The following is a 24,788-nucleotide window of genomic DNA, read 5'->3' on the forward strand; positions in this document are numbered from 1 at the left end:
GTCAGTCGGACTCGTACTCCGACTCCGAGTCGGGCGGTACATGGACGAAGTCGCCCTTGGCCATGTCGCCGTCGACGACCCACTCGCCGGTCAGCCGCGCGCCCACGTCACCGGCGCGCGAGCGGATCGCGTCGACGACGGCCCGCTCCCCGCGCATCCACTGCGGCATCAGCCAGTTGGGGAAGAACTGCCCGTGGGCGCCCGCGGCGACCACCCGGTAGCCGAGCTGCCGCCCGATGTGCTCGTTGACCGCCTCGAACGCCCACTGGCAGGCGACGCAGGCCAGCTTGACCCCGCCCATGTACACCGTCTTGGGGTCGCCCGGGTCCCTGGGCGCCTTCTTCCACGCGGCGACCTGCTCGCCCAGCAGGGTCATCTCGCCGTGCTGGGCGGGGACGCCCTTCTTGACCGGCGCGCTGATCGCGTACCAGGTGAGCGGCTTGTGCAACGCGGCCCGGATGGCCTCCAGTTCGGGCGACTCCGCGTGCTGGGCGGCGTACGAACCGGCGTCCAGGGCGCGGAGCTTGCTGCGGTCCTGCCGCTCGCGCTGGCGCTCCGCCGGGGCCGAGCCCCAGCCGTGGTGGCCCGCCCTGGGCGCGGCGCCCCCGGCGAAGCCCCGCACCTCGGCGTCGATCGCCTGGCGCTGCTGCTCGGTGACCACCCGCTTGCCGGTGTTGCCCGCGATGCCCAGGGTGCCGTCGGGCAGCAGGTTGACGGCCAGGTGCGGGGTGAACTTCTTCCCGGCGCGCGGGTCCGTGGCGAGGATGACGCGTTCGGCGGTACGGGCCACCCGGTCCAGCATCCGCAGGGCGGCGTCCCGGTCGGACTCGCCGGACTCCTCGGTCTGCCGGAACGAGGGGGCGCGCTGCACGGCGGCGCGCTGCACGGCCGCCTCCGGCGCGGACCGCCGCTGCGCGGCCCCGCCCGTCCCGCCCGTGTCCTCGCGCGTCGTCGTGGGGAGCGCGGCGGCCAGGACGCGGTGCGCGTTCGCCTCCGCCTCGCGTTCGAACCGGTCGCTGGGGTCGCTGACCCGCAGGCCGTCGCCGTGGTCGGTGCCGGCGACCGGTCCCTGGCGCTGCTGGACGACATGGGTCAGCTCATGGGCCAGGGTGTGCCGGTCGGCGCCGCCCTCGCCGACGACGACATGGCTGCCGGAGGTGTACGCGCGGGCGCCGATCTCGGCGGCCGAGCGCCGTGCCGCCTGGTCGGTGTGCATGCGCACGTCCGAGAAGTCCGCTCCGAGCCGGGCCTCCATCTCGGAGCGCAGCCCCGCTTCCAGCGGCGCGCCGGGAGTGCGCAGCACCTCGTGCACGGCGGAGCGCTGGACGGGCGCCGCCTCGCCCGCTGCGGTGCCGTGTCCGCAGCCCGGACCGTGGCTGTGGCGTTCCTGGTCGAGCATCCGGGCCACGGCGGCGTTGCCCGCCGTGCGCTGGAGGTGCAGGAGCGAGACGGCCTCCGGTCCGGCGGCGGGCGGGCGGCCCGTGCGGTCCTTCACGGGCCGCGTGCCCGTGTCCCGTTCCGAGTTGTCCTGCGGGCGCGCGCGCATGACGGTCAGTCCACTCCTCCGGTAGCTCTCCCTCCATGGGAAGGGGCCGGGGGTGCTCGGGGCAAGGCACTTTCGGGCAGGGCCGGGGGCAGGACAGCCGGGCTCCGTACGGGCACACGGGCACACGGGCACACGGACCGGCGGATGACGCGTCGGCCGGGAGCGGCCCGGCCCGGGGGCGCTACCGACACCCGACCGTACGGTGGGAGGGCCCGGCGGGTGTCGGCCCCGCCGGGCCCTCCCACCGGGGCCGCCACCCGCCGCTGTCCGCGGGCGGTGTGCCGTCAGTCCGTGCCGGACTCCATGGCGGCCCGGTCCAGCATCTCGTCGTCGGAGCCCTCGCCGCGCGAGGCGATGGCCTCGGCGCCGCCCTCGGGCATGCTGCCGATCAGGCCGGTCGCGGCGGCCTGGGCGGCGCCGATGGCGGGGGTGCCGCTGCCGATCAGGCCGATCGCCGCGTACTGCTCCAGCTTGGCGCGCGAGTCGGCGATGTCGAGGTTGCGCATGGTGAGCTGGCCGATCCGGTCCACCGGGCCGAACGCCGAGTCGACGGTGCGCTCCATGGAGAGCTTGTCCGGGTGGTAGCTGAACGCGGGGCCCGTGGTGTCGAGGATCGAGTAGTCCTCACCGCGGCGCAGCCGCAGGGTCACCTCGCCGGTGACGGCCGCGCCGACCCAGCGCTGGAGCGACTCGCGGACCATCAGCGCCTGCGGGTCCAGCCAGCGGCCCTCGTACATCAGGCGGCCCAGGCGGCGGCCCTCGGTGTGGTACTGGGCGAGGGTGTCCTCGTTGTGGATCGCGTTGACCAGGCGCTCGTAGGCGGCGTGCAGCAGGGCCATGCCGGGCGCCTCGTAGATGCCGCGGCTCTTGGCCTCGATGATGCGGTTCTCGATCTGGTCCGACATGCCCATGCCGTGCCGGCCGCCGATGGCGTTGGCCTCCATGACCAGGTCGACCGGGGAGGAGAACTCCTTGCCGTCGATGGTCACCGGGCGGCCCTGGTCGAAGCCGATCGTCACGTCCTCGGTGGCGATCTCGACCTCGGGGTCCCAGAACCGCACGCCCATGATGGGCTCCACGGTCTCCACGCCGGTGTCCAGGTGCTCCAGCGTCTTGGCCTCGTGGGTGGCGCCCCAGATGTTGGCGTCGGTGGAGTACGCCTTCTCCGTGCTGTCGCGGTAGGGGAGGTCGTGGGCGAGCAGCCATTCCGACATCTCCTTGCGGCCGCCCAGCTCGGTCACGAAGTCCGCGTCCAGCCAGGGCTTGTAGATCCGCAGCTGCGGGTTGGCGAGCAGGCCGTAGCGGTAGAACCGCTCGATGTCGTTGCCCTTGAAGGTCGAGCCGTCGCCCCAGATCTGGACGTCGTCCTCCAGCATCGCCCGCACCAGGAGCGTGCCCGTGACGGCGCGGCCGAGCGGGGTGGTGTTGAAGTAGGAGCGCCCGCCGGAGCGGATGTGGAACGCACCGCAGGTGAGCGCGGCAAGGCCCTCCTCGACCAGCGCGGCACGGCAGTCGACCAGGCGCGCGACCTCGGCGCCGTAGGTCTTCGCACGGCCGGGCACCGAGGCGATGTCGGGCTCGTCGTACTGGCCGATGTCGGCGGTGTACGTGCACGGGACGGCGCCCTTGTCGCGCATCCACGCGACGGCGACCGAGGTGTCGAGGCCGCCCGAGAAGGCGATACCGACGCGCTCGCCGGCCGGAAGGGAGGTGAGGACCTTTGACATAGGAAGAGTATGCACCCTCACGCATGACCATGCAAAGCCGCCCGTCCGCGCGCCGTCGTGATGGACGGCGCGCTCGGCGCGTTGCTACCCTCCGAGCCGAGTCCGAGAGACGCTGCACTGGGCCGGTCCCGCCACGCTCGGACTCCCTTGCACCCGAAGGGCGTCTACCCTCACAGGGAGACGCCCCGTGCATCCGGACACGAACGAGTCGATCACCTACGCCGCCCCCGAGGCGGCCCGCCACGAGGCGCTGAGGGCGATGGCACGCACGTCGTTCTCCGCGACCTTCGGACACCTGTACGACGCCGACCCGTTCACCGCGTTCCTCGACCGCGCCTACGGACCCGGGGGCGCCATGGAGCAGGATCTCGGGGACCCGGCGGTCCGCTGGCTAGTGGCTTCCCACCGGTCCGCACCGGTCGGCTTCGCCAAGCTCACCCCGCTCCGGGCCCCGGCCCCGGCACCGTCGCCCGGCGCTCTCGAACTCCAGCAGATCTACGTCCTCGCCGAATGGCACGGCCGCGGGGTCGCCGCCCGCCTCATGGAGTGGGCCCTGACCACCGCCACCGCCGACCGGGCCCCGGAGATCTACCTCACGGTCTTCGACCACAACGAGCGCGCGAAGCGCTTCTACCACCGGTACGGGTTCACAGAGGCCGGACACTGCACCTTCACCCTCGGCGACCGCACCGACGACGACCGCATCTGGCGCCGCGGCCTGTAAAGCGCCGCGACGGCCGCTTCGTCAAGCACTGAGCTGGACGCGTTCATCGACGCGTCGCCTGCTCGGCCGGGTCAACGTCCTCGGTGACTCGCTCTCCTGGGCCGGGATCCCGCTCGGCGGCCTGGCCGCCGGGGCGGCGGGGAGCCCGCGGGTGCGCGGTCGTGGGGATCCGCGAGCGTGCCGCGCGGCCCCGCGGGCCGCGGTCACGTGTGGTCGGCGCTCCCCCGTACCGGCCTGGTCGAGGCCCGGGGCAGCAGTTTCGCCGGGACCAGGCGGTGGCGGGGGGCGGTGCCGGGCGCCGGAGGGTGGCGGATCACGTCGATGAGGAGTTCCGCGGCCTGCCGGCCGATCTCCTCGGGGGCGAGGTCGAGGGCGGTGAGGGCGGGGCGGGCGCCGCGGGCGAACTCCCCGTCGGCGCCGACCACGATCTGCACGTCGTCCGGGACGGTGAGACCGAGTTCCCGGCACACGGCCACGGTGGCGAAGCCGAACTTCTCCATCACGACGTAGAGGGCGTCGGGCCGGTCGGGGCGGGTGAGCAGGCGCCGGGCGGCGGCCGTGGAGTCGGTGCCGGGCTCGGCGCGGTCCATGAGGACGGGACGGCCGGTGCGGGCGCACCAGTCGCGGTAGGCGCTCGCCGCGTCCTCGTCGTAGGACTGGCCGGTGGATCCGGTGAGCAGCCCGATGCGGCGGGCCCCGGTGGCGGCGAGGTGGTCGAAGGCGGAGACGGCGCAGGTGGACAGTTCGTTGTCGACCGAGGGGAAGGTGTCCTTGCGGGACAGGTCGCGGCCGGTGGTGACGACGGGCACCCCCATGGCGGAGAGCCGGGTGAGCAGCGGGTCGTCGGTGAGCGGGTCGATGACGATGGTGCCGTCCAGCGGCAGCGAGTCGAAGGGGCGGCCGTCGAGCGAGGGCGGCACCAGCACCAGCGAGTACTCGTGCGCCATCGCCGTCCAGGTGGCCGCGTTGACGATCTTGACGAAGTACTCGATGTCGGTGATGCCGCCCTCGACGGCGGTGCGGTGGGTCAGGCCCAGCAGTCCGGTGCGGGCGCCGCGCAGGCCGCGCGCGTTGGGGTTGGCGCGGTAGCCGATCTCGGCGGCGACCGCGAGGACGCGGGCGCGGGTCTCGGCGCCGACCCGGCCCACTCCGTTGAGCGCGTGCGAGGCGGTGGTGACGGAGACACCGGCCCGGCGGGCGACCTCGCGCAGCCCGCCGCCCCCCTTGGCCGCACGCGGGGCGCGGTGGCTGGTCGGCTCTGTGACGTCTGGCATGCGGCGAGCCTACCGGTTGACTGCCAAAACGTTTGGGCAGTACCGTCCACCTCAATGCCAAAACGATTGGGCAGTGTCGCCCGGCTTTTTGCCAAAACGTTTCGGCACCTCTTCCGGCCGCGTGCCGGACCTCCCCGTACGCCCGCCCGTCCCGTCCCTCCAGGCCGGGACGCGAGTCCGCAAAGGACGCCTGCACCCATGGCCGAGGCCAACGCCGCCGCCCCGCCGGGACCGCCCGGGACCTCCGCGCCCGCCGGTTCTCCCGGACCCTCCGCGTCAGCTCCGTCCGCCGCGTCCGGCACGTCCGGCGCATCTGCCGCCTCCGGTGCCCCCGGCGCCTCCGGCACGTCCGTCTTCGCGGTCGAGCAGCGCGGCATCGACGCCGTGCCCGCCGAGGAGCGCCAGGGCGGCCCGAGCCGGCTGCTCGGCCTGTGGGCCGGGACCAACACCACCGTCTTCACCGTCGTCTACGGAGCGCTCGTCGTCTCCTTCGGGCTGTCGTTCTGGTACGCGGTCGCGCTGATCGTCGTCGGCAATGTGCTCGGCTTCGCGGTCACCGGTCTCACCAGCCTCCAGGGGCCGCGCACCGGCACCTCCACGCACTCCGTCTCCCGGGCCGCGTTCGGGCCGCGCGGCGGGAAGCTCCCGGCCCTGCTGAGCTGGGTGATGCTCGTCGGCTTCGAGGCGGGCGGCATGGTGCTGATCGTGCTCGCCGGACTCGCCCTGCTCGGCCAGGCCGGCATCACCGCCACCACGCCCGTGAAGGTGCTCGTCATCGCCGCCGCGGCCGGGCTCCAGATGCTGCTGCCGCTGGCCGGCTACCACCTGATCATGAAGGTGCAGAAGTACTTCGCCTGGATCTTCGCGGCGATGTTCGCGGTCATGGCCGTCCTCGTCTTCCCGAAGGCCGACCTCGCCGGACACGGCCAGGCGCCCTCCCTGGTGACCGTCTCCCTGGTCCTCGCGATGGTCACCGCCTCGGGCGGTCTGTCCTGGGCGGACATGGGCAGCGACTACTCGCGCTATCTGCCGGCCGGCTCCCCGCCCCGCAAGGTGTTCGCCTGTGCCGCGCTCGGCGGCATGGTCCCCAACGTCCTGCTCCAGATCCTCGGCGCCGCCGTCGCCACCGCGACCACCGACGCCGCCGACCCGGTCTCCGGGCTGCCGCAGATCCTGCCCGGCTGGTTCACCACCCCGTACCTGCTGCTGGCGATCGTCTCGCTGCTCGCCGTGAACACCACGGACATGTACTCCTCCGGCCTGAACCTGCTGGCCGTCGGTCTGCCCGTCAAGCGCTGGATGGTCGTCTTCGTCGACCTCTCGCTGTGCACCGGCATCACCCTCTGGGCGGTCTTCTCCGCCGACTTCTACACCCTGCTCTCCGACTTCCTCAGCCTCATCGTGCTCTGGCTCGCCCCCTGGGCCGCCGTCTACCTGACCGACTGGGCGCTGCGCCGGGGCCGCTACGACGTGCCCTCGCTGTTCCCCGACGGGACCGGCCGCAAGGGCGTCTACTGGCACAAGGGCGGCGTCCGCCCGGCCGGACTGCTCGCCGTGCTGCTCGGCTGCGCCGCCGCCGTGCTCTGGGTCGACTCGGCCGTCTTCACCGGTCCGCTCTCGCGCGCCGCGGGCGGCCTCGACCTCTCCGTGTTCGCGGGCGCCCTGGTCGCCGGGGGCGTGTACTGGCTGCTGGCCCGCCACACCGTACGCGCCGAAGCCGCGACCGCGCCCGTACCCGCGACCGCCGCCTGAGCCGACCCCGCACCTCCCGCACCTCCCACTCTCTGGAGCCCCTCCATGAACCACCCCACCCTGCGCCAGCTCATCGACGCCTCCGAGGGCGTGACCAAGGCGGACCGCGTCATCCGGGGCGGGCAGCTCGTCAACGTCTGCACCGGCGAGATCTACCCGGCCGACGTCGCCGTCACCGGCGACCGCATCGCCGCGACCGGTGACGTGAGCGCGTACGTGGGACCGGACACCGAGTTCGTCGACGCGAGCGGCAAGTACCTGACGCCGGGGCTCATCGACGGGCATCTGCACCTGGAGTGCTCCAAGCTGTCGGTGACGATGTTCGCCGACGCGGTCGTCCGGTACGGCACCACCTCGGTCGTCTCCGGGCTCGATCAGTTCCTCGTGGTCGCCGGTCTGGACGGGGTGCGCGAGGCGCTGCGCGAGGCGGAGGCCGGACCCATGAAGATCTTCTGGGGCGCCCCGTTCAAGACGCCCTACACGCTGCCCGAGACGACGGTCGGCTTCACCTTCGGGCCCGACGAGCACGCCGAGACACAGGGCTGGGCGGACTGCTTCGGCGTGTGGGAGACGGTCGCCGAGTTCGTCCTCAACCGCGACGAGAAGGTGCTGCGCGCCCTCGAACTGGCCCACCGCAACCGGCTGCCCGTCTTCGGCTGCGCCCCGATGGCCGCGCCCACCACCATCAACGCCCTGTCCGCCGCCGGTGTCCGCCTCGACCACGAGAGCTACACCGCCGAGGAGGCGCTCCAGAAGCTGCGCGCGGGCATGTCGCTGCTGATCCGGGAGTCGTCGGTGGCGCACTTCATGAACGAGAACGTGCGCACCGTCACCGAGTTCGGCGCCCAGTCGCGGCGCGTGGGCTTCTGCACGGACGACATGCACGTCGCCGACATCCTGCGCGAGGGCCACCTCGACAAGCTGGTCCGCATGGCGATCGCCGCGGGGGTCCGGCCCGTCGAGGCGATCCAGATGGCGACGCTCAACTGCGCCGAGATGTACCGCATCGACCACCTCGTCGGCTCGCTGACGCCGGGCCGCTACGCGGATGTGCTGATCATCGACTCCCCCGAGTCCTTCCAGGTGGAGCAGGTGTTCGCGCGCGGGAAGCTCGTCGCGCGCGACGGCCGCGGCACCGAGGCGCCGCGCGCTCCCGAGCGCTCGGCCGCCCTCTCCCCCGCCTTCCGGGTGAAGCCGCTCACCGGCGAGTCGATCGGGGTGGCGGCCGAGGGCGACGAGGCCCGGGTGCTGGTGGTCGAGATGGACCGCACGGTGCCGTTCGTGCGCCAGGGCGTGGAGCTGACGCTGCCGGTCGTGGACGGCACGGTCCGCGCCGACCCGGCCCAGGACGCCCTGTACGTCACAGTCTCCGAGCGCTACGGGAAGAACGGCGGCGGGACCGTCACCGCGATGATCAACGGGTTCGGCCTGCGCTCCGGCGCGATCGCCTCCTCCGCCGCCCCCGACGACAACAACATCGTCTGCGTGGGCGCCGACCGCGCCGACATGGCCCTCGCGGTGAACCACCTGGCCGAACAGGGCGGCGGACAGGTCGTCGTGGACGGCGGCGAGATCCGGGAGTTCCTGCCGCTGCCGGTGGCCGGCATCGTCGCCGACCTCGCCCCGGAGGAGATGGCCGCGGCCGAGGACCGCCTGGAGGCCGCCGCGCGTGCCCTCGGCTGCGCGCTGCCGTCCGCCTTCGGCTATCTGATCTTCCTGGAGATCACCGCCATCCCCGAGTACGCCGTCACCGACCTGGGCGTCGTCAACTACCGCACCCAGGACGTCGTCGACATCGTCCGCCCCGCCAACTGACCTCACCCGCCGAGGAGTTCCCGTCATGACCACCGCTCCCGCACCCGTGGACGCGTTCATCGCCGGCCTGCCCAAGTGCGAGCTGCACCTGCACATCGAGGGCACGCTGGAGCCCGCCCTGAAGTTCGCGCTGGCGCAGCGCGGCGGCATCGCGCTGCCGTACGCCGACGAGAGCGCGCTGCGCGCCGCGTACGACTTCCACGACCTGCCCGGCTTCCTCGCCGTCTACTACGAGGGGATGTCCGTGCTCCGCACCGAACAGGACTTCTACGACCTCGCGGCGGCCTACGCGGCCAAGGCGCACGCCCAGAACGTGCGGTACGCGGAGATCTTCTTCGACCCGCAGGCGCACACCGCGCGCGGGGTCGCCTTCGACACCGTCGTGCGCGGACTGACCCGGGCGCTGGACGACGCCGAGCGCGCCACCGGGTTCCGGGGCCGCCTGGTGATGTGCTTCCTGCGCGACTTCCAGGCCGAGTTCGCGATGGCCACGCTGGTGCAGTCGCTGCCGTACAAGGAGTGGATCGTCGGCGTCGGCCTGGACTCGGACGAGGCGGGCAACCCGCCGGTGAAGTTCCGCGAGGTGTTCGCCCGCGCGCGGGCCGAGGGCTACCGGCTGACGATGCACTGCGACGTCGACCAGGAGAACTCCACGGAGCACATCCGCCAGGTCGTCGAGGAGATCGGCGCCGACCGCATCGACCACGGCGTGAACGCCCTGGAGGACCCGGCCCTGCTCGCCCGGATCCGCGAGCGCGGCCTCGGGCTGACCGTGTGCCCGATCTCCAACGCCCATGTCACCGACGGCATGAAGGCCGCCGAGATCCGCGCGCTGCTCGACGCGGACGTGAAGGTGACGGTCAACTCCGACGACCCGGCGTACTTCCCGGGCTATGTCGCGGAGAACCTGGCCGCCCTGCGCGGTCCGGCGCAGCTGTCCGACGCCGACCTGGTGCGGCTCCAGCGCAACGCCATCGAGATCTCCTGGGCGGCGCCCGCCGTGCGCGAGGAGTTCCTCGCGGAACTGGCGGCGTACGCGGAGAACGCCGGACGCTGACCCGCTGCCCGCCGGGCCCCCTTCCGGTGGGGGGCGGCCCGGCCGCGTGGGGCGGGTCCCGGCGGGCGGGCCGGTGGCGGCGCTGTCACAGGTGTCTCGTAGGCTCGGGTCCATGAGCGAGGGGGGTTCCGTGCGGCGGGTCATCGACGGCCGCTTCGAGCTGGAGGCGCGGCTCGGCGGCGGAGGCATGGGCACGGTCTGGCGGGCGCGCGACCTGGTGCTCGACCGGGTCGTGGCGCTCAAGGAGGTACGGCCGCCCGACCCGACGCTCGCGGAGTACGACCCCGAGGCTGCGGCCCTGCTGCGCGCCCGGGTCCTGCGCGAGGCCCGCGCCCTCGCCCGCGTCGACCACCCGAACGTCGTCACCATCCACCACGTGGTCGACGCGGGCGAGGGCACCTACCCCTGGCTCGTGATGGAGCTGGTGACCGGCGGCTCGCTCGCCGACCGCCTCGCCCGGGGCCCGATGGAGCCGCGGGAGGCGGCGCGTCTGGGCCGCGACGTCCTCGCCGCGCTGCGCGCCGCCCACGAGGCGGGCGTCGAGCACCGCGACGTCAAGCCCGCCAACGTACTGCTGCGGCCGGACGGGCGCCCGGTCCTCACCGACTTCGGCATCGCGGCCGTCCGCGAGGCGACCGCGCTCACCGCGACCGGCTCGGTGATCGGCACCCCCGACTACATGGCACCCGAGCGGGTCTCCGGCGGCGAGGGCGGCCCCGGCGCGGACCTGTGGTCGCTGGCGATGATGCTGTACGTCGCCGTGGAGGGCCGTCACCCGCTGCGCCGGGCGTCGACGCTCGCCACCCTGGCGGCCGTGCTCAGCGAACCGCTCCCGCCGCCCGAGCGGGCCGGTGTGCTCACCCCGTTGCTGACCTCCGTGCTGGTCAAGGATCCCGCCGCGCGCCCCGGCCCGGCGGCGGTCGACGCGCTGCTCGCCGAAGCGGCCGAGGACGGGCCGCCCGCCGCCGGTGCCCCGTCCGGGCCCGGTCCCGCGGCAGGCGGCGCGCCCGCCGGGACACCCGGTCCCGCCGCGGGTGCGGGTGCGGGGGCGGGGTCCACCGTCACCTCGTACCCTCTGGCTCCGCCCGTGGCCGGGGGACCCGGCGCGACGACCGCCTCCGCCTCCGCCTCCGTCCAGGACGCCGTCCCCGGACGGCCGGTGCCCGGCGGTGACCCCGGGCGGCCGGTGCCGGACGGTCGCGACCCGCGTCACTCTTCCGGGGCGTCCTGGCCCGGCAGGCGGCGCTGGTTCGCGCTCGGTGCCTCCGTCACCGTGACCGCGCTCGCCGTCACCCTGCTGTGGACGTTCCTCCCGGACGGCGACTCCGCCGACGCGGGCGACCGCGGCAGCGGCCCGGCCGCCTCGGGCAGGTCCACGCCGGGTCCGTCCGCGTCGTCCACGGCGAGCGGCACCGGGGCGGCGCCGTCCGCGCGGACCGAGGACACCGACCTGCTGACCCCGGCCGGCATCCGCTCCGCCGTGCAGGCGCTCAAGACCGCGACGGGCACGGACCGGATGAGTTCCTTCGTCGTCTACTCCGACCACGCGTCGGCCAGTGTGATGGTCGCGGGCAGCAAGACCCGCTACGACAACTGGACCTACCGCCCCGGCGAGGGCGCGCGCAAGGGCATCATCAGCGGCACGGTGACCCCGTTGGAGAGTCCGTTCGACATCGACGACCTCGACTGGGACGCCGTCCCCGCGCTCCTGAAGCGTGCGGACCAGGTCCTGAACGTGAAGGAGGTGTCGAGCCGTTACGTCGACGTACGGGCCCCGAACCCGACATGGGACACCCCGCTCGGCATGGCCGTCTATCTGAGCAACAAGTACCACGAGAGCGGCTATCTCGAAGCGACCGCCCGCGGCCGGGTCACCCGGACGATGCCCAACGACAAGGACTGAGGCGCCCGGCGGGACGGAGCCGGGAACCGGAGCCGCCCGTTCCCTGACGTCGTGACAGCTCCGTGACGGGCAAACGTGCCGTGCGTCACAGCCCCGGGGCGGCGCGGATGATCGACTTGGCCCATGCGCCGCGCTCTCCTCGTCCTCCCCGCCGCCCTCGCCACCGGCGGACTGCTGCTCACGGCCTGCGGCACGGAGCAGTCCGCCGCCCGAGGGCCCGGCGCCGCGCCCGGCCGGCCCTCCGCCGCCTGCGCCGTACCCGCCCCGTCCGGAACTCCCGGCACCCCCGGCACCGGCGCGAACCCCGACTACACGGCGACGGACCGGGTGAGGACCGTGATCGAGAACGGCTGCCCGGCGTTCGAGGTCACCAACGACACGCGGCAGACCCTCACCTACACGATCACCTACCAGTTGCTCACCAACTCCGCGACGGCCCAGGTGAGCGCGGTGCAGACGGTGACACCGGTCGCGCCCGGCCGTACCGTGCGGCGCACGGTGGACCCCGGTGTGCTGCCGCCGGGCTCGGACGGCGTGGCGCAGGTACGGGTCATCAAGGTGAGGAGCGTCCCCACCGCCGAGGCGCCGTCCGAAACAGGCCCCTGCCCGCCGTCCGGGGTACGTGTCTACGCCGACCGGGGCGACGCCGCCATGGGGCTGCGCGTCGTCGGCCTGCATCTGGCGAACTGCGGGACGCGCGCCTACCGGCTCGACGGCTATCCGCAGCTACGGCTGTTCGACCAGCGGCACCGGCCGGTCGACGGTGTGCGCGTCCTGCACGGCGGCGCCGCGATCGCCACCGGGACCGGCGCCGACGGCGAGCCCACGCCCCTGGTGCTGGCGCCCGGGGAGAGCGCGCGTGCCACGCTGGTCTGGCGCAACACCACGGGCCTGGAGAGCGATCCCGTCGACGCGCCCTATGTGCGGGTGGTCGCCGGGCCCGGCGCCGCCCCCGTGACCGTGACCCCCGAACTGGACCTCGGCACCACGGGGAAGCTCGGCACCGGCGCCTGGCAGAAGGACGCGACACCCGACCGGCCCGCCACCCGCGGCCCGGCGGCCACCGGGTGAGCCGCCCCTCCCCGGGGCCGCTCCGCCACGGCCGCCGCGGGCCTCACCGCACGGCGTGTCCGAAGCGCGCGGCGAGCGCCCGCACATCGGGCTCGCCGAACTCCGCGCGCAGCCGGTCGAAGGAGCGGACCTTGTCCGCGCCGAACCGGACGACGTGGCGCGCGTAGGCCGCCGCCGTCAGGAAGACCGGCGGCGCGGTCTTGCTGTGGAACTTGTCCGCGTACATCACCGCCCGCTCCTCCATGGTCTCCGCGAGGTAGTCCCCGGGCGGCAGCGGGAGCCGCTGGGCGCGGACGTCGTGCGCGGTGAGGCCGACGCCGGTGTGGTGGGAGCAGAAACGGCACAGTTCCTCCGGCAGCCCTTCCTCGCGCAGCAGTTCGTGTCCCAGCACGCCGTGCCGGACGTAGTCCGCGCCGTCCAGGGTGCCGTCGGGGCCGTAGAGCCGGTAGACGCCGATGTCGTGCAGGAGCGCACCGGCCGGCGCCAGTTCGGTGTCGGCGCGCACCGGGGCGCGGGCGAGCAGTTCGCGGGTGATGTGCCGCACGATCACGCAGTGCGTGTGCACGAGGTCGAACGCCTCCTGCGTCGGTGCGTGCCGCAGGTGCAGCGCGCGGATCTCTTCCGCTCCGGGGAGGGCCACGACGTGAGCCTAGGTGGTGTGCGGGCGCGGCCCGGCCGATTCCCGCTATCCGGACCCTTCTTGACGGGCCGACGGGTGCGCTGGCAGCCTCGCTCGGCATGAGGCCGCCCGCTGATCGCCGAGGTGCGTGCGCCGCGCTCGTGGAGCGGCGGCACGTCGATCTGTGCCGTCAGTCCAGCGCGATCTGTCGCTGAGCCCTCAAGGGCCCTCGGCCCTCTCCTCGCAGTGATCCCGCTTCCCGGTTCCGGGGAGCGTCTTCGTACGCCGTCGCCGCGCGCCCCGCGCGCCCGGGTCCGCAGGGCCGGGCGTGCCGTGCGCCGTACGCGGCGGCGCTCCCTCCACTGATGCGCGCCCCGCCCCCGGGAGCGCCCGGACAAGGATCCCGCATGCCCGACACTTCGAACATCTCCCGCCGCGCCTTCGGCGGCCTGGTGGGCGGCGGCGCGGTCGGCGCCGTCGCCGCCCCGGCCGCCGACGCGGCGACGGCGCCCGCCCAGGACCGGGACGAACGGCCCTTCAGAGCCCGCCGGGGCGCCCGGCCCGGCGGGCGCCCCAACTTCCTGTTCATCCTCGGCGACGACCTGGGCTGGGCGGACCTCTCCTCCTACGGAGCCCCGCACATCCGGACACCGAACCTGGACCGGCTGGCCGCCCAGGGAGTGCGCTTCACCGACGCGTACGCCGGTTCGGCGACCTGCTCGCCCACCCGGTTCAGCCTCTACACCGGCCGCTACCCGGGCCGTACCCGGGGCGGTCTGGCCGAGCCCATCGGCGACCGGACACAGGGCCTGGACCCGGACCACCCCACTGTGGCGTCGCTGCTGAAGAAGGCCGGGTACGCCACCGCGCTGATCGGCAAGTGGCACTGCGGCTGGCTGCCCGACCACAGCCCCACCAAGTCGGGCTGGGACGAGTTCTTCGGCAACTTCGGCGGCGCGCTGGAGTACTTCTCCAAGCTGGGCCAGCTCGGCGACTACGACCTGTACGAGGGCGACGCCACCTACCAGGACCTGCGCTACTACACCACCGTGCTGACCGAGCGGGCCACCGAGTACGTGGCGCGCCGGCACGGCAGGCCCTGGCTGCTGAACCTCAACTTCACCACTCCGCACTGGCCTTGGCTGACCGAGGGGGACGAGGAGACGGCGGCCCGGATCGCGGGGCGGATCCGCGCGGGCGACGTGCTCGGCGCTCTTGTGCACAGCGACGGCGGCTCGGTGGAGAAGTACCGGCAGATGGTGGAGGACCTGGACGCCGCGGTCGGCCGGGTGCTCGCCGCGCTGCGCCGCTCGGGGCAGGAGGAGAACACGGTCGTCGTCTTCGCCAGCGACAACGGCGGCGAGCGCTTCTCGTACCAGTGGCCGCTCAGCGGCGGCAAGTCGCAGCTGCTGGAGGGCGGTATCCGGGTGCCGACCGTGCTGCGCTGGCCGGCCGCCGTCGACGCCCGGCAGGTCAGCCACGAGCCGGTGTACTCCCCCGACTGGACGGCCACCCTGCTGGAGCTGGGCGGTGCCCGCCCGGACCCGGCGTACCCGCTGGACGGGCACAGCCTCGCCGGACATCTGCTGCGCGGCGAGGACCTGCCCGAGCGCGATCTGTTCTGGCGGGTGCGCGGCAACCGGGCGCTGCGGCGCGGCCGTTGGAAGTACTACCGGGACGCGAACGGCCGGGACCATCTGTACGACCTCGTCGCGGACGCCCGCGAACAGGCCGACCTCGCCGCGGACCGGCCGGCGCTGCTCGCCGGGCTGAGGTCCGCCTGGGAGCGGATCGACAGCACGCTGCTGCCCTATCCGGCGGCCTGAGCGGCGAGTCGGCGGGCGGTGCGCGGGCCGGGTCCTCCCGGCGCACCGCCCGCCGCGCGCACCACCCGCCCCACACGGCGCGCCCACCCTTCACGCTTTGGTCGGTTTTTCTTCCGGAAACCCCCAAGGACGTGCCAAGGTTTCGAATCCATGATCAAGTTCTGTCCCGGCGGCCGCCGTTCCGACCCCCGTTCAACAGCGGCGATCTCCAAACGTAACCGCGCTGTCACATCGTGCTGGTGAAATTCCCCCGTCAGGTCCAGGCGTAGCCTTCAACAAGTTGTTGATCACGCAGCTTCTCGTCGTGCGTCAGCGTTCGTTGGTGCCCCGAGATGTTCCCTGACGAGGAGAAGGCATGCCTGCTGGAGGGCGGGGTGGACAGTCCGGAGGCTGGGTTCCCGCCGGTGTGGGGCGGCTGGGACGGACCCACTTGCGGGGCATCGCGCAGGTCGCCCTCAGCCCCAGTGCCTGGACCGGACTGCTGTTCGCGCTCGCGCTGTTCGCGGGCGGCTGGCACGTCGGCTGTTACGGGCTGCTCGGCGTGGTGTCGTCCACCGCGGCCGCCACGGTCCTGGGCGCCGACCGGGGCGGGCTGGCCAAGGGCCTTGAGGGCTACTGCGGTTGCCTCACCGGCATCGCGGTCGTCGTCCGGCTCGGCGCCTCGTGGCGGACCGCCGTGCTCGCCGTGCTGGCCGCCGCGGTGTGCGCGGTGATCGGCGCCGCGGCCGGGCGGCTGCTCGGCCGGATCGGGCTGCCCGCGCTGACCGCCCCCTTCTGCCTGGTCGCCGGGGTGCTGGCGATCGCCCTGCCCACGGCACCGGCCGCCGCCGCGCCGCCGGTCGCCGCGGACGGCTTCACCGCCCTGTCCGCCGCGGAGTTCGGCCGGGCCTGCTGCGACGGCATCGCGCAGATCTTCCTGCTCGACCAGTGGTACGCGGGCCTGATCCTGCTCGCGGGGCTGCTCGTCGCCTCCCGCACCGCCGCCGTCGCCGCGGTCTGCGGCAGCGTCGTCGCGGTCCTCACCGCCTGTGCCATGGGCCTGCCCGCCGACCGGATCGAGGCCGGTCTGTACGGCTACAACGCGGTCCTGGTGGCGATAGCCCTGGCCGCCACCTTCCTGCCCCTCACCCCGTGGACCGCCGGGTACGCCGCGCTCGCCGCCGTGGCCTCGGTGCCCTTCACCGCCGCCTGGCAGGCGTTCGCCCAGCCGTCCGGCGGATCCCCCTTCACCTGGCCGTTCGTCGTGACGACCTGGCTCTTCCTCGCGGCCGTTCCAGCCCTGGACCGGCCCGGCATCTCGTTGGAGAAAGCGAAGTGACGCCATGAACCTCGCACCGCGCGAAATCGACAAGCTCCACGTCTACGTGGTGGCCGACCTGGCCCGCCGCCGCCGGGCCCGGGGCACCAAGCTCAACTACAGCGAGGCCGCCGCGCTGATCACCGAGGCCGTCCTGGAGGCCGCCCGCGACGGGCACACCGTGGCCGAGTGCATGGAGCTGGGCCGCAAGGTCGTCACCGCCGACGACGTCATGCCCGGGGTGCGCGAGATGCTCACCGTCCTCCAGGTCGAGACGGCGTTCGTGGACGGGACCAAGCTCGTCACCTGCCACGACCCCATCAGCGCCTGAGACCCCGCCTGATTCACCGCCTGGAACTAGGAGACAACGATGTCGGGTGGAGCCCACTACCTCTACGGGGACGACCCCGTGGAGATCAACCCCGGTAGGGCGAAGGCCAGTCTGACCGTCGCCAACACCGGCGACCGCGCCGTGCAGATCGGCTCGCACTACCACTTCTTCGAGGTGAACCGCGCCCTGCGGTTCGACCGCGAGGCCGCCTACGGCATGCACCTGGACATCCCGTCCGGCACCGCCGTGCGCTTCGAGCCCGGGGACACCCGCGAGGTCGAGCTGGTCGCCTTCGGCGGCACCCGGCGGCTCGTCGGCTTCGCCGCCCTGGTCAACGGCGGTCTCAACGCCGCCGACACCCGGCGCGCCGCCGTGCGCCGCGCCACCGAGCGGGGATTCGCCGCCGACGGCACCGACCGCGTCACCGACACCGAGAACGAGGGGGCCGACCGCTGATGGCGATCATCCCGCGCAAGCAGTACACGGACCTGTTCGGCCCCACCGTGGGCGACCGGTTCCACCTGGCCGACACCAATCTGGTCGTCGAGGTCGAGTACGACCACAACGCCGGTTCCTACGGCGACGAGGCCGTCTACGGCGGCGGCAAGGCCATCCGCGACGGCATGGCCCAGGACCCGGCCGCGCTCAACCGCGAGGGCGCCCTCGACCTGGTGATCACCAACGTCGTGGTGCTCGACCCCGTGCTGGGTGTCGTCAAGGGCGACATCGGCGTCCGCGGCGGTCTGATCGTCGGGGTCGGCAAGGCCGGCAACCCGCATGTGCAGAACGGCGTCGACCCCAAACTGGTGATCGGCCCCGGCACCGAGGTCATCTCCGGCGAGCATCTGATCGCCACGGCCGGCGGCATCGACACCCACATCCACTTCATCTCCCCGCAGCAGGCCCAGGAGGGCCTGTCCAACGGCATCACCACCTTCTTCGGCGGCGGCACCGGCCCCACCGACGGCAGCAACGGCACCACCTGCACCCCCGGCCCGTGGAACATCCACCGCATGCTGGAGGCCGTCGAGGACCTGCCGGTCAACGTGGGTCTGCTCGGCAAGGGCAACGGCAGCCTGCCCGAGGCGCTGCGCGAGCAGGTCGAGGCGGGCGTGGCCGGGCTCAAGGTGCACGAGGACTGGGGCGCCACCCCGGCCACCATCGACACCGCGCTGCGCGTCGCCGACGAGTACGACGTGCAGATGGCCGTCCACACCGACACCCTCAACGAGGGCGGTTTCTTCGAGGACACCCTGTCCGCGATCGACGGCCGGACCATCCACACCTTCCACACCGAGGGCGCGGGCGGCGGCCACGCCCCGGACATCATGCGGGTGTCCGGTGAGCCCAACGTGCTGCCGGCGTCCACCAACCCGACGCTGCCGTACACCATCAACTCGGTGGACGAGCTGCTGGACATGGTGATGGTCTGCCACCACCTGTCCCGGGACATCCCCGAGGACGTGTCCTTCGCCGACAGCCGGGTGCGCGCGGAGACCATCGCCGCGGAGACGGTGCTGCACGACCTCGGCGTGATCAGCATCTTCTCCTCCGACTCCCAGGCCATGGGCCGGGTCGGCGAGTCCTTCGCCCGTGCCTTCCAGACGGCGCACCACTGCAAGGAGATGCGCGGCGCGCTGGCCGAGGACAGCTCGCGCAACGACAACGCGCGGGTGCTGCGCTATCTGGCGAAGCTCACCATCAACCCGGCGATCGCGGTGGGCGCGTCCGATGTGATCGGCTCGCTGGAGCCCGGCAAGCTCGCCGACATCGTGCTCTGGCCGATCAACTCCTTCGGCGCCAAGCCCAAGCTGGTCATCAAGGGCGGCATGGTGAACTGGGCGCTGATGGGCGACCCGAACGCCTCCCTGCCCACGCCCCAACCGGTGTACTACCGGCCCATGTTCGGCAGCTACGGCCGGGCCAGGTCGCGCACCTCGGTCACCTTCATGTCGCAGGCGTCCATCGCCGCCGGTGTCCCCGGCGAGCTGGGGCTCCAGCGGCGGATCGAGCCGGTGCAGCGCTGCCGCACCGTCGGCAAGCAGCACATGGTCCGCAACGACGCGCTGCCGCGCATCGACGTCGACCCGGAGACGTACAAGGTCACCGTGGACGGCGAACCCGCCACCATCGAGCCGGCCGAGCGCCTTCCGCTCAACCAGCTCTTCTACATCGTCTGACCCCACCCCATGACGGTCCGCGGGGCGCCCGGCGTCCCGCGGACCCCCGCGGCCGGACGGCGACCGACGGCCACCGGCAGGAACGGACACCCGGCGTGAACGACCCGATGCCGATCCCGGCGCTGCTGACCGGGCTCCAGCTCACCGACTCGGCCTTCCCCAGCGGCTATTACACCCTCTCGCACGGCCTGGAGGGCTTCCAGCAGGCGCGCGCGGTCACCCCGCGCACCCTGCCCGCGCTCCTCGCGGACCTGCTCCGCCACAGCGTGGGCCCGTCCGACGCCACCGCGCTCGCCCTCACCCATCGCGCGGCCAGCGCGGGCGACTGGGACGAGGTGGTGGCCGTGGAACGGCGGCTGCACGCCACCAAGCTGGGCCGGGAGGCGCGGCAGGCCGCGGTGCGCACCGGGCGGCAGCTGCTCGACCTGGCCGCGGAGGTCTACGGCACGGCCCCGATCGAGCGCTACCGGGAGCTGTACCGGGACGGCGCGGTGCGCGGCTGCCAGCCGGTGGTCGCCGGTGTCGTCCACGCGGGCAACGGTCTCACCGTCGAACAGGCCGTCACCTGCGAGCTGTTCGCCTTCGCGGCCAGTTTCACCGGGGCCGCGCTGCGGCTCCGGCTCACCGACCACCGGCGGGCGCAGGTGGTGCTGCACGGCGCCGCCCCGGTGATCGAGGAGACCGTGGCGGCGGCCCTGGACCGCGAGCTCGCCGACCTCGGCGGCTGCGTCCCGGTGGCCGACGTCATGGCGGGCCGTCACGAACGCGCCGAGGCACGGCTGTTCGCGAGCTGAGCGCCCTCCCCCCTCCCCCGTCCCTACGTCCGACAAGGATCACCATGCACGACCCCACCCAGGTCAAGGGCTCCCACCACCACGACGACGACCTCGTCCGGCGCACCCCCGACGGTGTGCTGCGCGTGGGTGTCGCCGGGCCGGTCGGCTCCGGCAAGACCGCGCTGATCGAGGCGCTGGTCCCGGTGCTGATCGGACGCGGCCGCACCCCGGCCGTGATCACCAACGACATCTACACCTCCGAGGACGCCGCGCACGTACGGCGCACCCTGGACGGGATCCTCGCCGCGGACCGCATCGTCGGCGTCGAGACGGGCGCCTGCCCGCACACCGCCGTCCGGGACGACCCGACGATGAACCAGGCCGCCGCCGACGAGATCCTGGAACGCCACCCGGAGGTGGACACGCTGCTCTTCGAGAGCGGCGGCGACAACCTGACGCTCACCTTCAGCCCGGCCCTCGTCGACCTGTTCCTGTTCGTGCTGGACACCGCCGAGGGCGACAAGATGCCCCGCAAGCGCGGTCCGGGCATCACCGAGTGCGAACTCCTCGTCATCAACAAGGTCGACATCGCCCAGTACGTGCGCTGCGACCTGGCGCAGATGGAGTCGGACGCCTACGCGGTACGCCAGGGCCGGCCCGTGGTGCTCACCAACTCCCTGACCGGCGACGGCCTGGACACCATCGCCGACTTCGTGCTCGCCCACGAGGCCGCCCGCCCGGCCGGCGCCCCGGCGGCGTCCGCGTGAGGGGGGCGCCCGCGCGGCTGGACCCCGCCCACTACGAACCCCGGCGGGTGCCGGCCCGGATGCGCGAGCTGACCGGCGCGCCGGACACCCTGGCCGCCGGGCGCCCCGGCAAGGTCGGCCTGCTCGAACTGCGCTACGCCCGGGTCGGCGACCGCACCGAACTCGTGGACCGCTACCAGAAGTCGCCGTTGCAGATCATGCGGCCGCTGTACGTGGACCCGCTGCGGCCGGACATGCCGGTGACCTATCTGATGTCCACCGGGGGCGGCATCGTGCAGGCCGACCGCAACCGCATCGACATCGACTGCGGAGCGGGCACCGCCGTGCACCTGACGACGCAGGCGGCCACCAAGCTGCACCGGACGGAGTTCGACCACGCCACCCAGGTCGTCCATTTGACCGCCGGGGCGGAGAGCTACGTCGAGTACCTGCCCGACCCGCTGATCCCCTACCGGGACGCCCGCTTCTACCAGCAGACCCTGGTGACCGCCGATCCGACGGCCACCGTGCTGCTGGGCGAGACGGTCGCGGCCGGCCGGCTGGCCCGCGGTGAACGGCACGCCTACCGGCTGCTCTTCAGCGATCTGGAGATCACCCGCCCGGACGGCGAACCGCTGGTGGTGGACACCGTACGCCTGGATCCGGGCGCGGCGGGCGCGGTGACCGGCCCCGCGGTCTTCGGCGGTCATGACCTGATGGCCACCCTGCATGTGCTGACCCCGCTCGCCCCCGCGGCCGAGGTCGCCGACACCCTGCACGAGGCCCTGCGCGGCGCCGGGCCCGCCTTCGGCGTGAGCGTGCTGCCCGAGGACTGCGGGGCGTGGGTCCGGATCATGGGCAGCGACCCGCCCGAGGTGGCCCGCGCCCTGCGCGGGGCCTGGGACGCGGTACGCCGCCTGCTGATCGGCGTCCCGGCCCCCGACCTGCGCAAGACCTGACCCGGGGGTCCGGCGGCGCGGCCGTTCAGGCGTCGCCGCGGGTGTCGTGGGCGCGGTGGCCGAGGGCCGCGGTGCGGCCGGTGGCCAGGTGGTGCAGGACGAGGGCCTCGACGCGGGCGACGTCGCGGGCCGCGATCGCCTGGTACAGGGCCTCGTGTTCCCGGGCCACCCCCAGCAGGTCGTCGTGGCGGCCGCGGAACCACCGCATGCGGCTGCTGAGGACGCGGTCGAGTTCGTTCAGCAGTTCGTTGGCGGCCAGGGCGGTGACGGTCTGGTGGAAGTCGGCCGCCGACCGGCGGGCCCGGACCGCGTCACCGGCGCGGGCCGCCTCCAGCTCGGCGTCCAGGTCGGCGCGCAGCCGCCGCAGACCGTCGCGGGTGTGGCGCTGGGCGGCGAGCCGGAAGGCCAGGGTCTCCAGGGCCGAGCGGACCTCGTCGAGATCGGCGACGTCGCTGGCGGTGAACTCGCGCACCACCGCCCAGGTGCGCGGGCGCGGGGTCACCAGGCCCTCGGACACCAGGGTCTTCAGCGCCTCGCGCACCGGGAGCCGGCTCACGCCGAGCGCCTCGGCCAGTTCGCGCTCCACCAGACGGCTGCCGGGGCCCCGTACCCCGTCGAGGATCTCGTCGCGCAACTGCCGGGTCACCCGTTCGGACTCGGGCATGAAGTCCCCTGGCTCCGTCATCTTCGTCCTTCGTCCGCCGTTCGCCGCGGCACCGGCCGGGTCTGTGCGGACGCGCGGCGGGGCGGCCCGTCAGGATACCCCGGGGCCGCGGCGGCTCCGGGCGCCGCGGCCAGCGGGATCAGGCCGTGCGCGGGGGCCAGTTGGCGAGCCGCTTGGGCCGCGGCGGGGCGTAGGTGCGCACCTTGGAGGTGGTGAGGCCGAGCCGGACCAGTGACTCGGCGATCGTCACGGCGGCGCTCACCCCGTCGACGACCGGGACCCCGGTCCGCTCGGCGACCTGCCCGGCGAGGCCGGCCATGCCTCCGCAGCCCAGGCAGATCACCTCGGCGCGGTCGTCCGTCACCGCGCGCAGGGCCTGTTCGGTGATGGCGTCGGCGGCGGCGCGCGGGTCGCGTTCGAGGTCGAGCACGGGCAGGCCGGTGGCGCGTACGGAGGCGCAGCGGGCGCTCAGTCCGGCCACGTCGAGACGTTCCTCGATCAGCGGGACCGTGCGGTCGAGGGTGGTGACGACGGAGTAGCGGCGGCCCAGGAACCGGGCGGTGCTCGCCGCGGCCTCGGTGATGTCGACGACGGGGACGTCCAGCAGTTCCTGGAGTCCCTCGCGGCCGTGCTCGCCGTATCCGGCCTGGATGACCGCGTCGTAGGGGCCGGGGTGGGCGCGCACGGTCTCCATGACGGCGACGGCGGCGAGGTAGCTCTCGTAGTTGCCCTCGACGGACTCCGCGCCGAAGGCGGGGGTCAGCGGGACGATCTCGGTGCCCGGACCGGCCGCTTCGGCGGCCTGCGCGCCGATGGCGTCGGTGACGGACCGGGTGGTGTTGACGTTGACCACGAGGATGCGCATGGCAGGGGGCCTTCTGTTCGGTCGGGCTATTCCGCGGCGACGGCGATGGCCTCGCCGTCGAGGTCGCGGACGGGTGCGGAGCGGTCGGCGACGGCCGTGTGGAGCAGGGCGGCGAGGAGGGCGCCGACGAACCAGGAGAAGCCGGCCAGGGCGTGGAAGTACGGCACCAGGGCGACGGTGACGGCCGCGGCGGCGCTCGGCAGGAACGCGGCGACGGCGCGCGGGTTGTAGCCGCGGCGGTAGTGGTAGTCGGCGTCCGGGTCCTCGGTGTAGAGCGCGGGCACGTTCACCCGCGTCTTCCGCAGCAGCCAGTAGTCGGCCATGATCACGCCGAACAGCGGGCCGAGGAGTGCGCCGAGGCCGCCGAGGAAGTAGTTGACGACGACCGGGCTGTCGTACAGGTTCCAGGGCGTGATCACCAGGCCGAGGACGGCGCTGACCAGGCCGGCCCGCCGGAAGTCGAGCCTGCGGGGGAACAGGTCGACCAGGGCGTAGATGGGCGCCACGAAGTTGGCCAGCAGGTTGACCGCCACGGTGAGGGCGATCAGGGCGAGCGAGGCCAGGACCAGCAGGAACATATGGGGGACGGTGCGGACGATGTCCGTGGGGCTGGTGATGACGCGGCCGTCCAGTGTGAACTGGGCTCCGCTGAGGACGGCCACGATGCAGGCGAAGAAGAGCATGTTCACGGGGATGCCGACGATGTTGCCGCGGACGATGGCGGCGCGGCTGCGCGCGGAGCGGGTGAAGTCGCAGAAGTTGAGGACGAACGTGCCGTAGACGACCACCCACAGGGCGGCGGCCCGGAAGACCTGGAGCCACATGGCGCCGCCGGTGAGCGGGGCGCCGTCGTCGAGGGAGACGGAGCCGCCCGCGCGGACGAACATCCACACCGCGAGGGCGCACATGGTGAGCAGGGTGGTGGGCGCGGCGAAGGCCATGTAGCGGCGGATCGTCCGCATGCCGTAGCTGACGATGAGCACCTGTAGCGCCCACAGCGCCAGGAAGGTGATCCAGCCCAGGGTGGACTGGCCGAGCAGGGAGTTGGTGTCCAGGCGGCCCAGCGAGGGGATGAGCGCGACCAGGAGGATGCTCAGGACGGACGAGGCGAGATAGGTCTGGATACCAAACCAGGTGATGGCGACGACCCCGCGGACGGCGGCCGGTATCTTCGCGCCCCTGACGCCGAAGGCGATCCGGCTCATGACGGGGAAGGGCACTCCGGTCCGCTGGCCCATGAAGCCGGAGAGGGTCAGCAGGAGGAAGAGCAGGACGGAGGCGAGCGCGAAGGCGGCCAGGATGCCCCACACGTTCAGACCGAGGGCGAACAGGCCGAGGGCGAAGGCGTAATTTCCCAGGCTGTGCACGTCGTTGGCCCACAGCGTGAAGACGTTGTAGGCGCCCCAGCGGCGCCCTTCCCGCTTCGTGGGGGCGAGGTCGTGGGTGTAGAGGGCGGAGCTGGTGGCCATGGTGCCGCTGTGTACGGACGACCGGTCTTCCAGGGCAGTCATGCAGGACTCCTGGGATCGGGGGGAGGGACGAGGGGGTGCGTGATTTCCACAGAACGGAAGAGTGCTTCCGGGTGGACCAGAACGTAATGAGCGCCACAGAGCACCGTCAAGAGCCGGGGCCGAAAAATGGAATACCATTTTTCGC

General features: G+C 73.2%; 22 protein-coding genes. 15 read left to right on the forward strand and 7 right to left on the reverse strand.

Features of this window, described 5'->3' with window-relative positions; genetic code table 11:
- Position 1: 1 nt before the first annotated feature.
- Both ACWDYF_RS26215 and argG read right to left on the reverse strand, forming a co-directional pair.
- Entirely contained in the window at positions 2 to 1,546 is a 1,545-nt protein-coding gene (locus ACWDYF_RS26215) for an eCIS core domain-containing protein (protein ID WP_389471416.1), read from the reverse strand.
- Positions 1,547 to 1,830: 284 nt separating this feature from the next.
- Positions 1,831 to 3,273 (reverse strand): argininosuccinate synthase, encoded by a 1,443-nt coding sequence (gene argG / locus ACWDYF_RS26220; protein ID WP_018566584.1) that lies wholly within the window; start codon positions 3,271 to 3,273, stop codon positions 1,831 to 1,833.
- 187 nt (positions 3,274 to 3,460) lie between these two features.
- Between argG and ACWDYF_RS26225 the strand changes: the two genes are divergently transcribed.
- A complete protein-coding gene (locus tag ACWDYF_RS26225; RefSeq protein ID WP_389471420.1) occupies positions 3,461 to 3,997 on the forward strand; it encodes a GNAT family N-acetyltransferase in 537 nt (178 codons plus the stop codon).
- Between the two features lie 203 nt (positions 3,998 to 4,200).
- Here the strand turns inward: ACWDYF_RS26225 and ACWDYF_RS26230 are convergent, their stop codons facing one another.
- Positions 4,201 to 5,271, reverse strand: coding sequence for a LacI family DNA-binding transcriptional regulator (locus ACWDYF_RS26230; protein ID WP_389471423.1), 1,071 nt, complete (start codon positions 5,269 to 5,271; stop codon positions 4,201 to 4,203).
- A gap of 198 nt (positions 5,272 to 5,469) precedes the next feature.
- Here ACWDYF_RS26230 and ACWDYF_RS26235 point away from each other — a divergent pair, with 198 nt between their 5' ends.
- The 5 genes from ACWDYF_RS26235 (at position 5,470) to ACWDYF_RS26255 (ending at position 12,869) form a co-directional block, all read left to right on the forward strand.
- Positions 5,470 to 7,023, forward strand: a complete 1,554-nt coding sequence (locus ACWDYF_RS26235; protein WP_389471426.1) for a purine-cytosine permease family protein — start codon at positions 5,470 to 5,472, stop codon at positions 7,021 to 7,023.
- Between the two features lie 45 nt (positions 7,024 to 7,068).
- Positions 7,069 to 8,838 (forward strand): adenine deaminase C-terminal domain-containing protein, encoded by a 1,770-nt coding sequence (locus tag ACWDYF_RS26240; protein ID WP_389471429.1) that lies wholly within the window; start codon positions 7,069 to 7,071, stop codon positions 8,836 to 8,838.
- A 25-nt stretch (positions 8,839 to 8,863) separates the two neighbouring features.
- Entirely contained in the window at positions 8,864 to 9,895 is a 1,032-nt protein-coding gene (gene add, locus ACWDYF_RS26245; RefSeq protein WP_389471432.1) for an adenosine deaminase, read from the forward strand.
- A gap of 112 nt (positions 9,896 to 10,007) precedes the next feature.
- Positions 10,008 to 11,798 (forward strand): serine/threonine-protein kinase, encoded by a 1,791-nt coding sequence (locus ACWDYF_RS26250; protein ID WP_389471435.1) that lies wholly within the window; start codon positions 10,008 to 10,010, stop codon positions 11,796 to 11,798.
- 123 nt (positions 11,799 to 11,921) lie between these two features.
- Entirely contained in the window at positions 11,922 to 12,869 is a 948-nt protein-coding gene (locus tag ACWDYF_RS26255) for a DUF4232 domain-containing protein (protein ID WP_389471438.1), read from the forward strand.
- A 43-nt stretch (positions 12,870 to 12,912) separates the two neighbouring features.
- Here the strand turns inward: ACWDYF_RS26255 and ACWDYF_RS26260 are convergent, their stop codons facing one another.
- Positions 12,913 to 13,509 (reverse strand): HDIG domain-containing metalloprotein, encoded by a 597-nt coding sequence (locus ACWDYF_RS26260; RefSeq protein ID WP_389471441.1) that lies wholly within the window; start codon positions 13,507 to 13,509, stop codon positions 12,913 to 12,915.
- A 98-nt stretch (positions 13,510 to 13,607) separates the two neighbouring features.
- On the opposite strand from ACWDYF_RS26260, the gene ACWDYF_RS26265 reads away from it, so the two are divergent.
- From ACWDYF_RS26265 to ACWDYF_RS26305, 9 genes are all read left to right on the forward strand, one after another.
- Positions 13,608 to 13,703, forward strand: coding sequence for a putative leader peptide (locus ACWDYF_RS26265; protein WP_381744774.1), 96 nt, complete (start codon positions 13,608 to 13,610; stop codon positions 13,701 to 13,703).
- Between the two features lie 192 nt (positions 13,704 to 13,895).
- Complete coding sequence (locus ACWDYF_RS26270; RefSeq protein WP_389471444.1) at positions 13,896 to 15,314, forward strand: sulfatase family protein; 1,419 nt, start codon at positions 13,896 to 13,898, stop codon at positions 15,312 to 15,314.
- A gap of 430 nt (positions 15,315 to 15,744) precedes the next feature.
- The gene (locus ACWDYF_RS26275) at positions 15,745 to 16,632 is read left to right on the forward strand and encodes an urea transporter (protein WP_389471447.1); all 888 of its coding nucleotides are present in this window, start codon (positions 15,745 to 15,747) and stop codon (positions 16,630 to 16,632) included.
- Positions 16,633 to 16,636: 4 nt separating this feature from the next.
- Positions 16,637 to 16,942 (forward strand): urease subunit gamma, encoded by a 306-nt coding sequence (locus ACWDYF_RS26280; protein WP_018566573.1) that lies wholly within the window; start codon positions 16,637 to 16,639, stop codon positions 16,940 to 16,942.
- A 39-nt stretch (positions 16,943 to 16,981) separates the two neighbouring features.
- Positions 16,982 to 17,398 carry an urease subunit beta gene (locus tag ACWDYF_RS26285; protein WP_381744771.1) on the forward strand — a complete coding sequence of 139 codons (417 nt, stop codon included), beginning with the start codon at positions 16,982 to 16,984 and terminating at the stop codon, positions 17,396 to 17,398.
- Positions 17,398 to 19,122 (forward strand): urease subunit alpha, encoded by a 1,725-nt coding sequence (gene ureC, locus ACWDYF_RS26290; protein WP_389471453.1) that lies wholly within the window; start codon positions 17,398 to 17,400, stop codon positions 19,120 to 19,122. Before ACWDYF_RS26285 ends, ureC begins: the two co-directional genes overlap by 1 nt.
- Positions 19,123 to 19,229: 107 nt before the next feature.
- Entirely contained in the window at positions 19,230 to 19,916 is a 687-nt protein-coding gene (locus ACWDYF_RS26295; RefSeq protein WP_389471539.1) for an urease accessory protein UreF, read from the forward strand.
- 44 nt (positions 19,917 to 19,960) lie between these two features.
- Entirely contained in the window at positions 19,961 to 20,665 is a 705-nt protein-coding gene (ureG, locus tag ACWDYF_RS26300; protein WP_381744769.1) for an urease accessory protein UreG, read from the forward strand.
- A gap of 59 nt (positions 20,666 to 20,724) precedes the next feature.
- A complete protein-coding gene (locus ACWDYF_RS26305; protein ID WP_018566568.1) occupies positions 20,725 to 21,603 on the forward strand; it encodes an urease accessory protein UreD in 879 nt (292 codons plus the stop codon).
- A 25-nt stretch (positions 21,604 to 21,628) separates the two neighbouring features.
- Here the strand turns inward: ACWDYF_RS26305 and ACWDYF_RS26310 are convergent, their stop codons facing one another.
- The 3 genes from ACWDYF_RS26310 to ACWDYF_RS26320 all read right to left on the reverse strand — a co-directional run bounded on the left by ACWDYF_RS26310 (position 21,629) and on the right by ACWDYF_RS26320 (position 24,643).
- The gene (locus ACWDYF_RS26310; protein WP_037895136.1) at positions 21,629 to 22,288 is read right to left on the reverse strand and encodes a GntR family transcriptional regulator; all 660 of its coding nucleotides are present in this window, start codon (positions 22,286 to 22,288) and stop codon (positions 21,629 to 21,631) included.
- A gap of 118 nt (positions 22,289 to 22,406) precedes the next feature.
- Positions 22,407 to 23,132: an aspartate/glutamate racemase family protein gene (locus tag ACWDYF_RS26315; protein WP_389471460.1), complete on the reverse strand. Its 726-nt coding sequence runs from the start codon at positions 23,130 to 23,132 to the stop codon at positions 22,407 to 22,409.
- 26 nt (positions 23,133 to 23,158) lie between these two features.
- Positions 23,159 to 24,643, reverse strand: coding sequence for an NCS1 family nucleobase:cation symporter-1 (locus ACWDYF_RS26320; protein WP_381744767.1), 1,485 nt, complete (start codon positions 24,641 to 24,643; stop codon positions 23,159 to 23,161).
- Positions 24,644 to 24,788: the final 145 nt, after the last annotated feature.

The organism is Streptomyces sp. NPDC003284 (assembly GCF_053589675.1).

What these genes read in the sequence shown, in the direction of transcription:
- ACWDYF_RS26215 (WP_389471416.1), bottom strand. Translation starts at nt 1,546, where the DNA reads ATGCGCGCGCGCCCGCAGGACAACTCGGAACGGGACACGGGCACGCGG.
- argG (WP_018566584.1), bottom strand. Translation starts at nt 3,273, where the DNA reads ATGTCAAAGGTCCTCACCTCCCTTCCGGCCGGCGAGCGCGTCGGTATC.
- ACWDYF_RS26230 (WP_389471423.1), bottom strand. Translation starts at nt 5,271, where the DNA reads ATGCCAGACGTCACAGAGCCGACCAGCCACCGCGCCCCGCGTGCGGCC.
- ACWDYF_RS26235 (WP_389471426.1), top strand. Translation starts at nt 5,470, where the DNA reads ATGGCCGAGGCCAACGCCGCCGCCCCGCCGGGACCGCCCGGGACCTCC.
- ACWDYF_RS26240 (WP_389471429.1), top strand. Translation starts at nt 7,069, where the DNA reads ATGAACCACCCCACCCTGCGCCAGCTCATCGACGCCTCCGAGGGCGTG.
- add (WP_389471432.1), top strand. Translation starts at nt 8,864, where the DNA reads ATGACCACCGCTCCCGCACCCGTGGACGCGTTCATCGCCGGCCTGCCC.
- ACWDYF_RS26250 (WP_389471435.1), top strand. Translation starts at nt 10,008, where the DNA reads ATGAGCGAGGGGGGTTCCGTGCGGCGGGTCATCGACGGCCGCTTCGAG.
- ACWDYF_RS26255 (WP_389471438.1), top strand. Translation starts at nt 11,922, where the DNA reads ATGCGCCGCGCTCTCCTCGTCCTCCCCGCCGCCCTCGCCACCGGCGGA.
- ACWDYF_RS26265 (WP_381744774.1), top strand. Translation starts at nt 13,608, where the DNA reads ATGAGGCCGCCCGCTGATCGCCGAGGTGCGTGCGCCGCGCTCGTGGAG.
- ACWDYF_RS26270 (WP_389471444.1), top strand. Translation starts at nt 13,896, where the DNA reads ATGCCCGACACTTCGAACATCTCCCGCCGCGCCTTCGGCGGCCTGGTG.
- ACWDYF_RS26280 (WP_018566573.1), top strand. Translation starts at nt 16,637, where the DNA reads ATGAACCTCGCACCGCGCGAAATCGACAAGCTCCACGTCTACGTGGTG.
- ACWDYF_RS26285 (WP_381744771.1), top strand. Translation starts at nt 16,982, where the DNA reads ATGTCGGGTGGAGCCCACTACCTCTACGGGGACGACCCCGTGGAGATC.
- ureC (WP_389471453.1), top strand. Translation starts at nt 17,398, where the DNA reads ATGGCGATCATCCCGCGCAAGCAGTACACGGACCTGTTCGGCCCCACC.
- ACWDYF_RS26295 (WP_389471539.1), top strand. Translation starts at nt 19,230, where the DNA reads ATGCCGATCCCGGCGCTGCTGACCGGGCTCCAGCTCACCGACTCGGCC.
- ureG (WP_381744769.1), top strand. Translation starts at nt 19,961, where the DNA reads ATGCACGACCCCACCCAGGTCAAGGGCTCCCACCACCACGACGACGAC.
- ACWDYF_RS26305 (WP_018566568.1), top strand. Translation starts at nt 20,725, where the DNA reads ATGCGCGAGCTGACCGGCGCGCCGGACACCCTGGCCGCCGGGCGCCCC.
- ACWDYF_RS26310 (WP_037895136.1), bottom strand. Translation starts at nt 22,288, where the DNA reads ATGACGGAGCCAGGGGACTTCATGCCCGAGTCCGAACGGGTGACCCGG.
- ACWDYF_RS26315 (WP_389471460.1), bottom strand. Translation starts at nt 23,132, where the DNA reads ATGCGCATCCTCGTGGTCAACGTCAACACCACCCGGTCCGTCACCGAC.
- ACWDYF_RS26320 (WP_381744767.1), bottom strand. Translation starts at nt 24,643, where the DNA reads ATGACTGCCCTGGAAGACCGGTCGTCCGTACACAGCGGCACCATGGCC.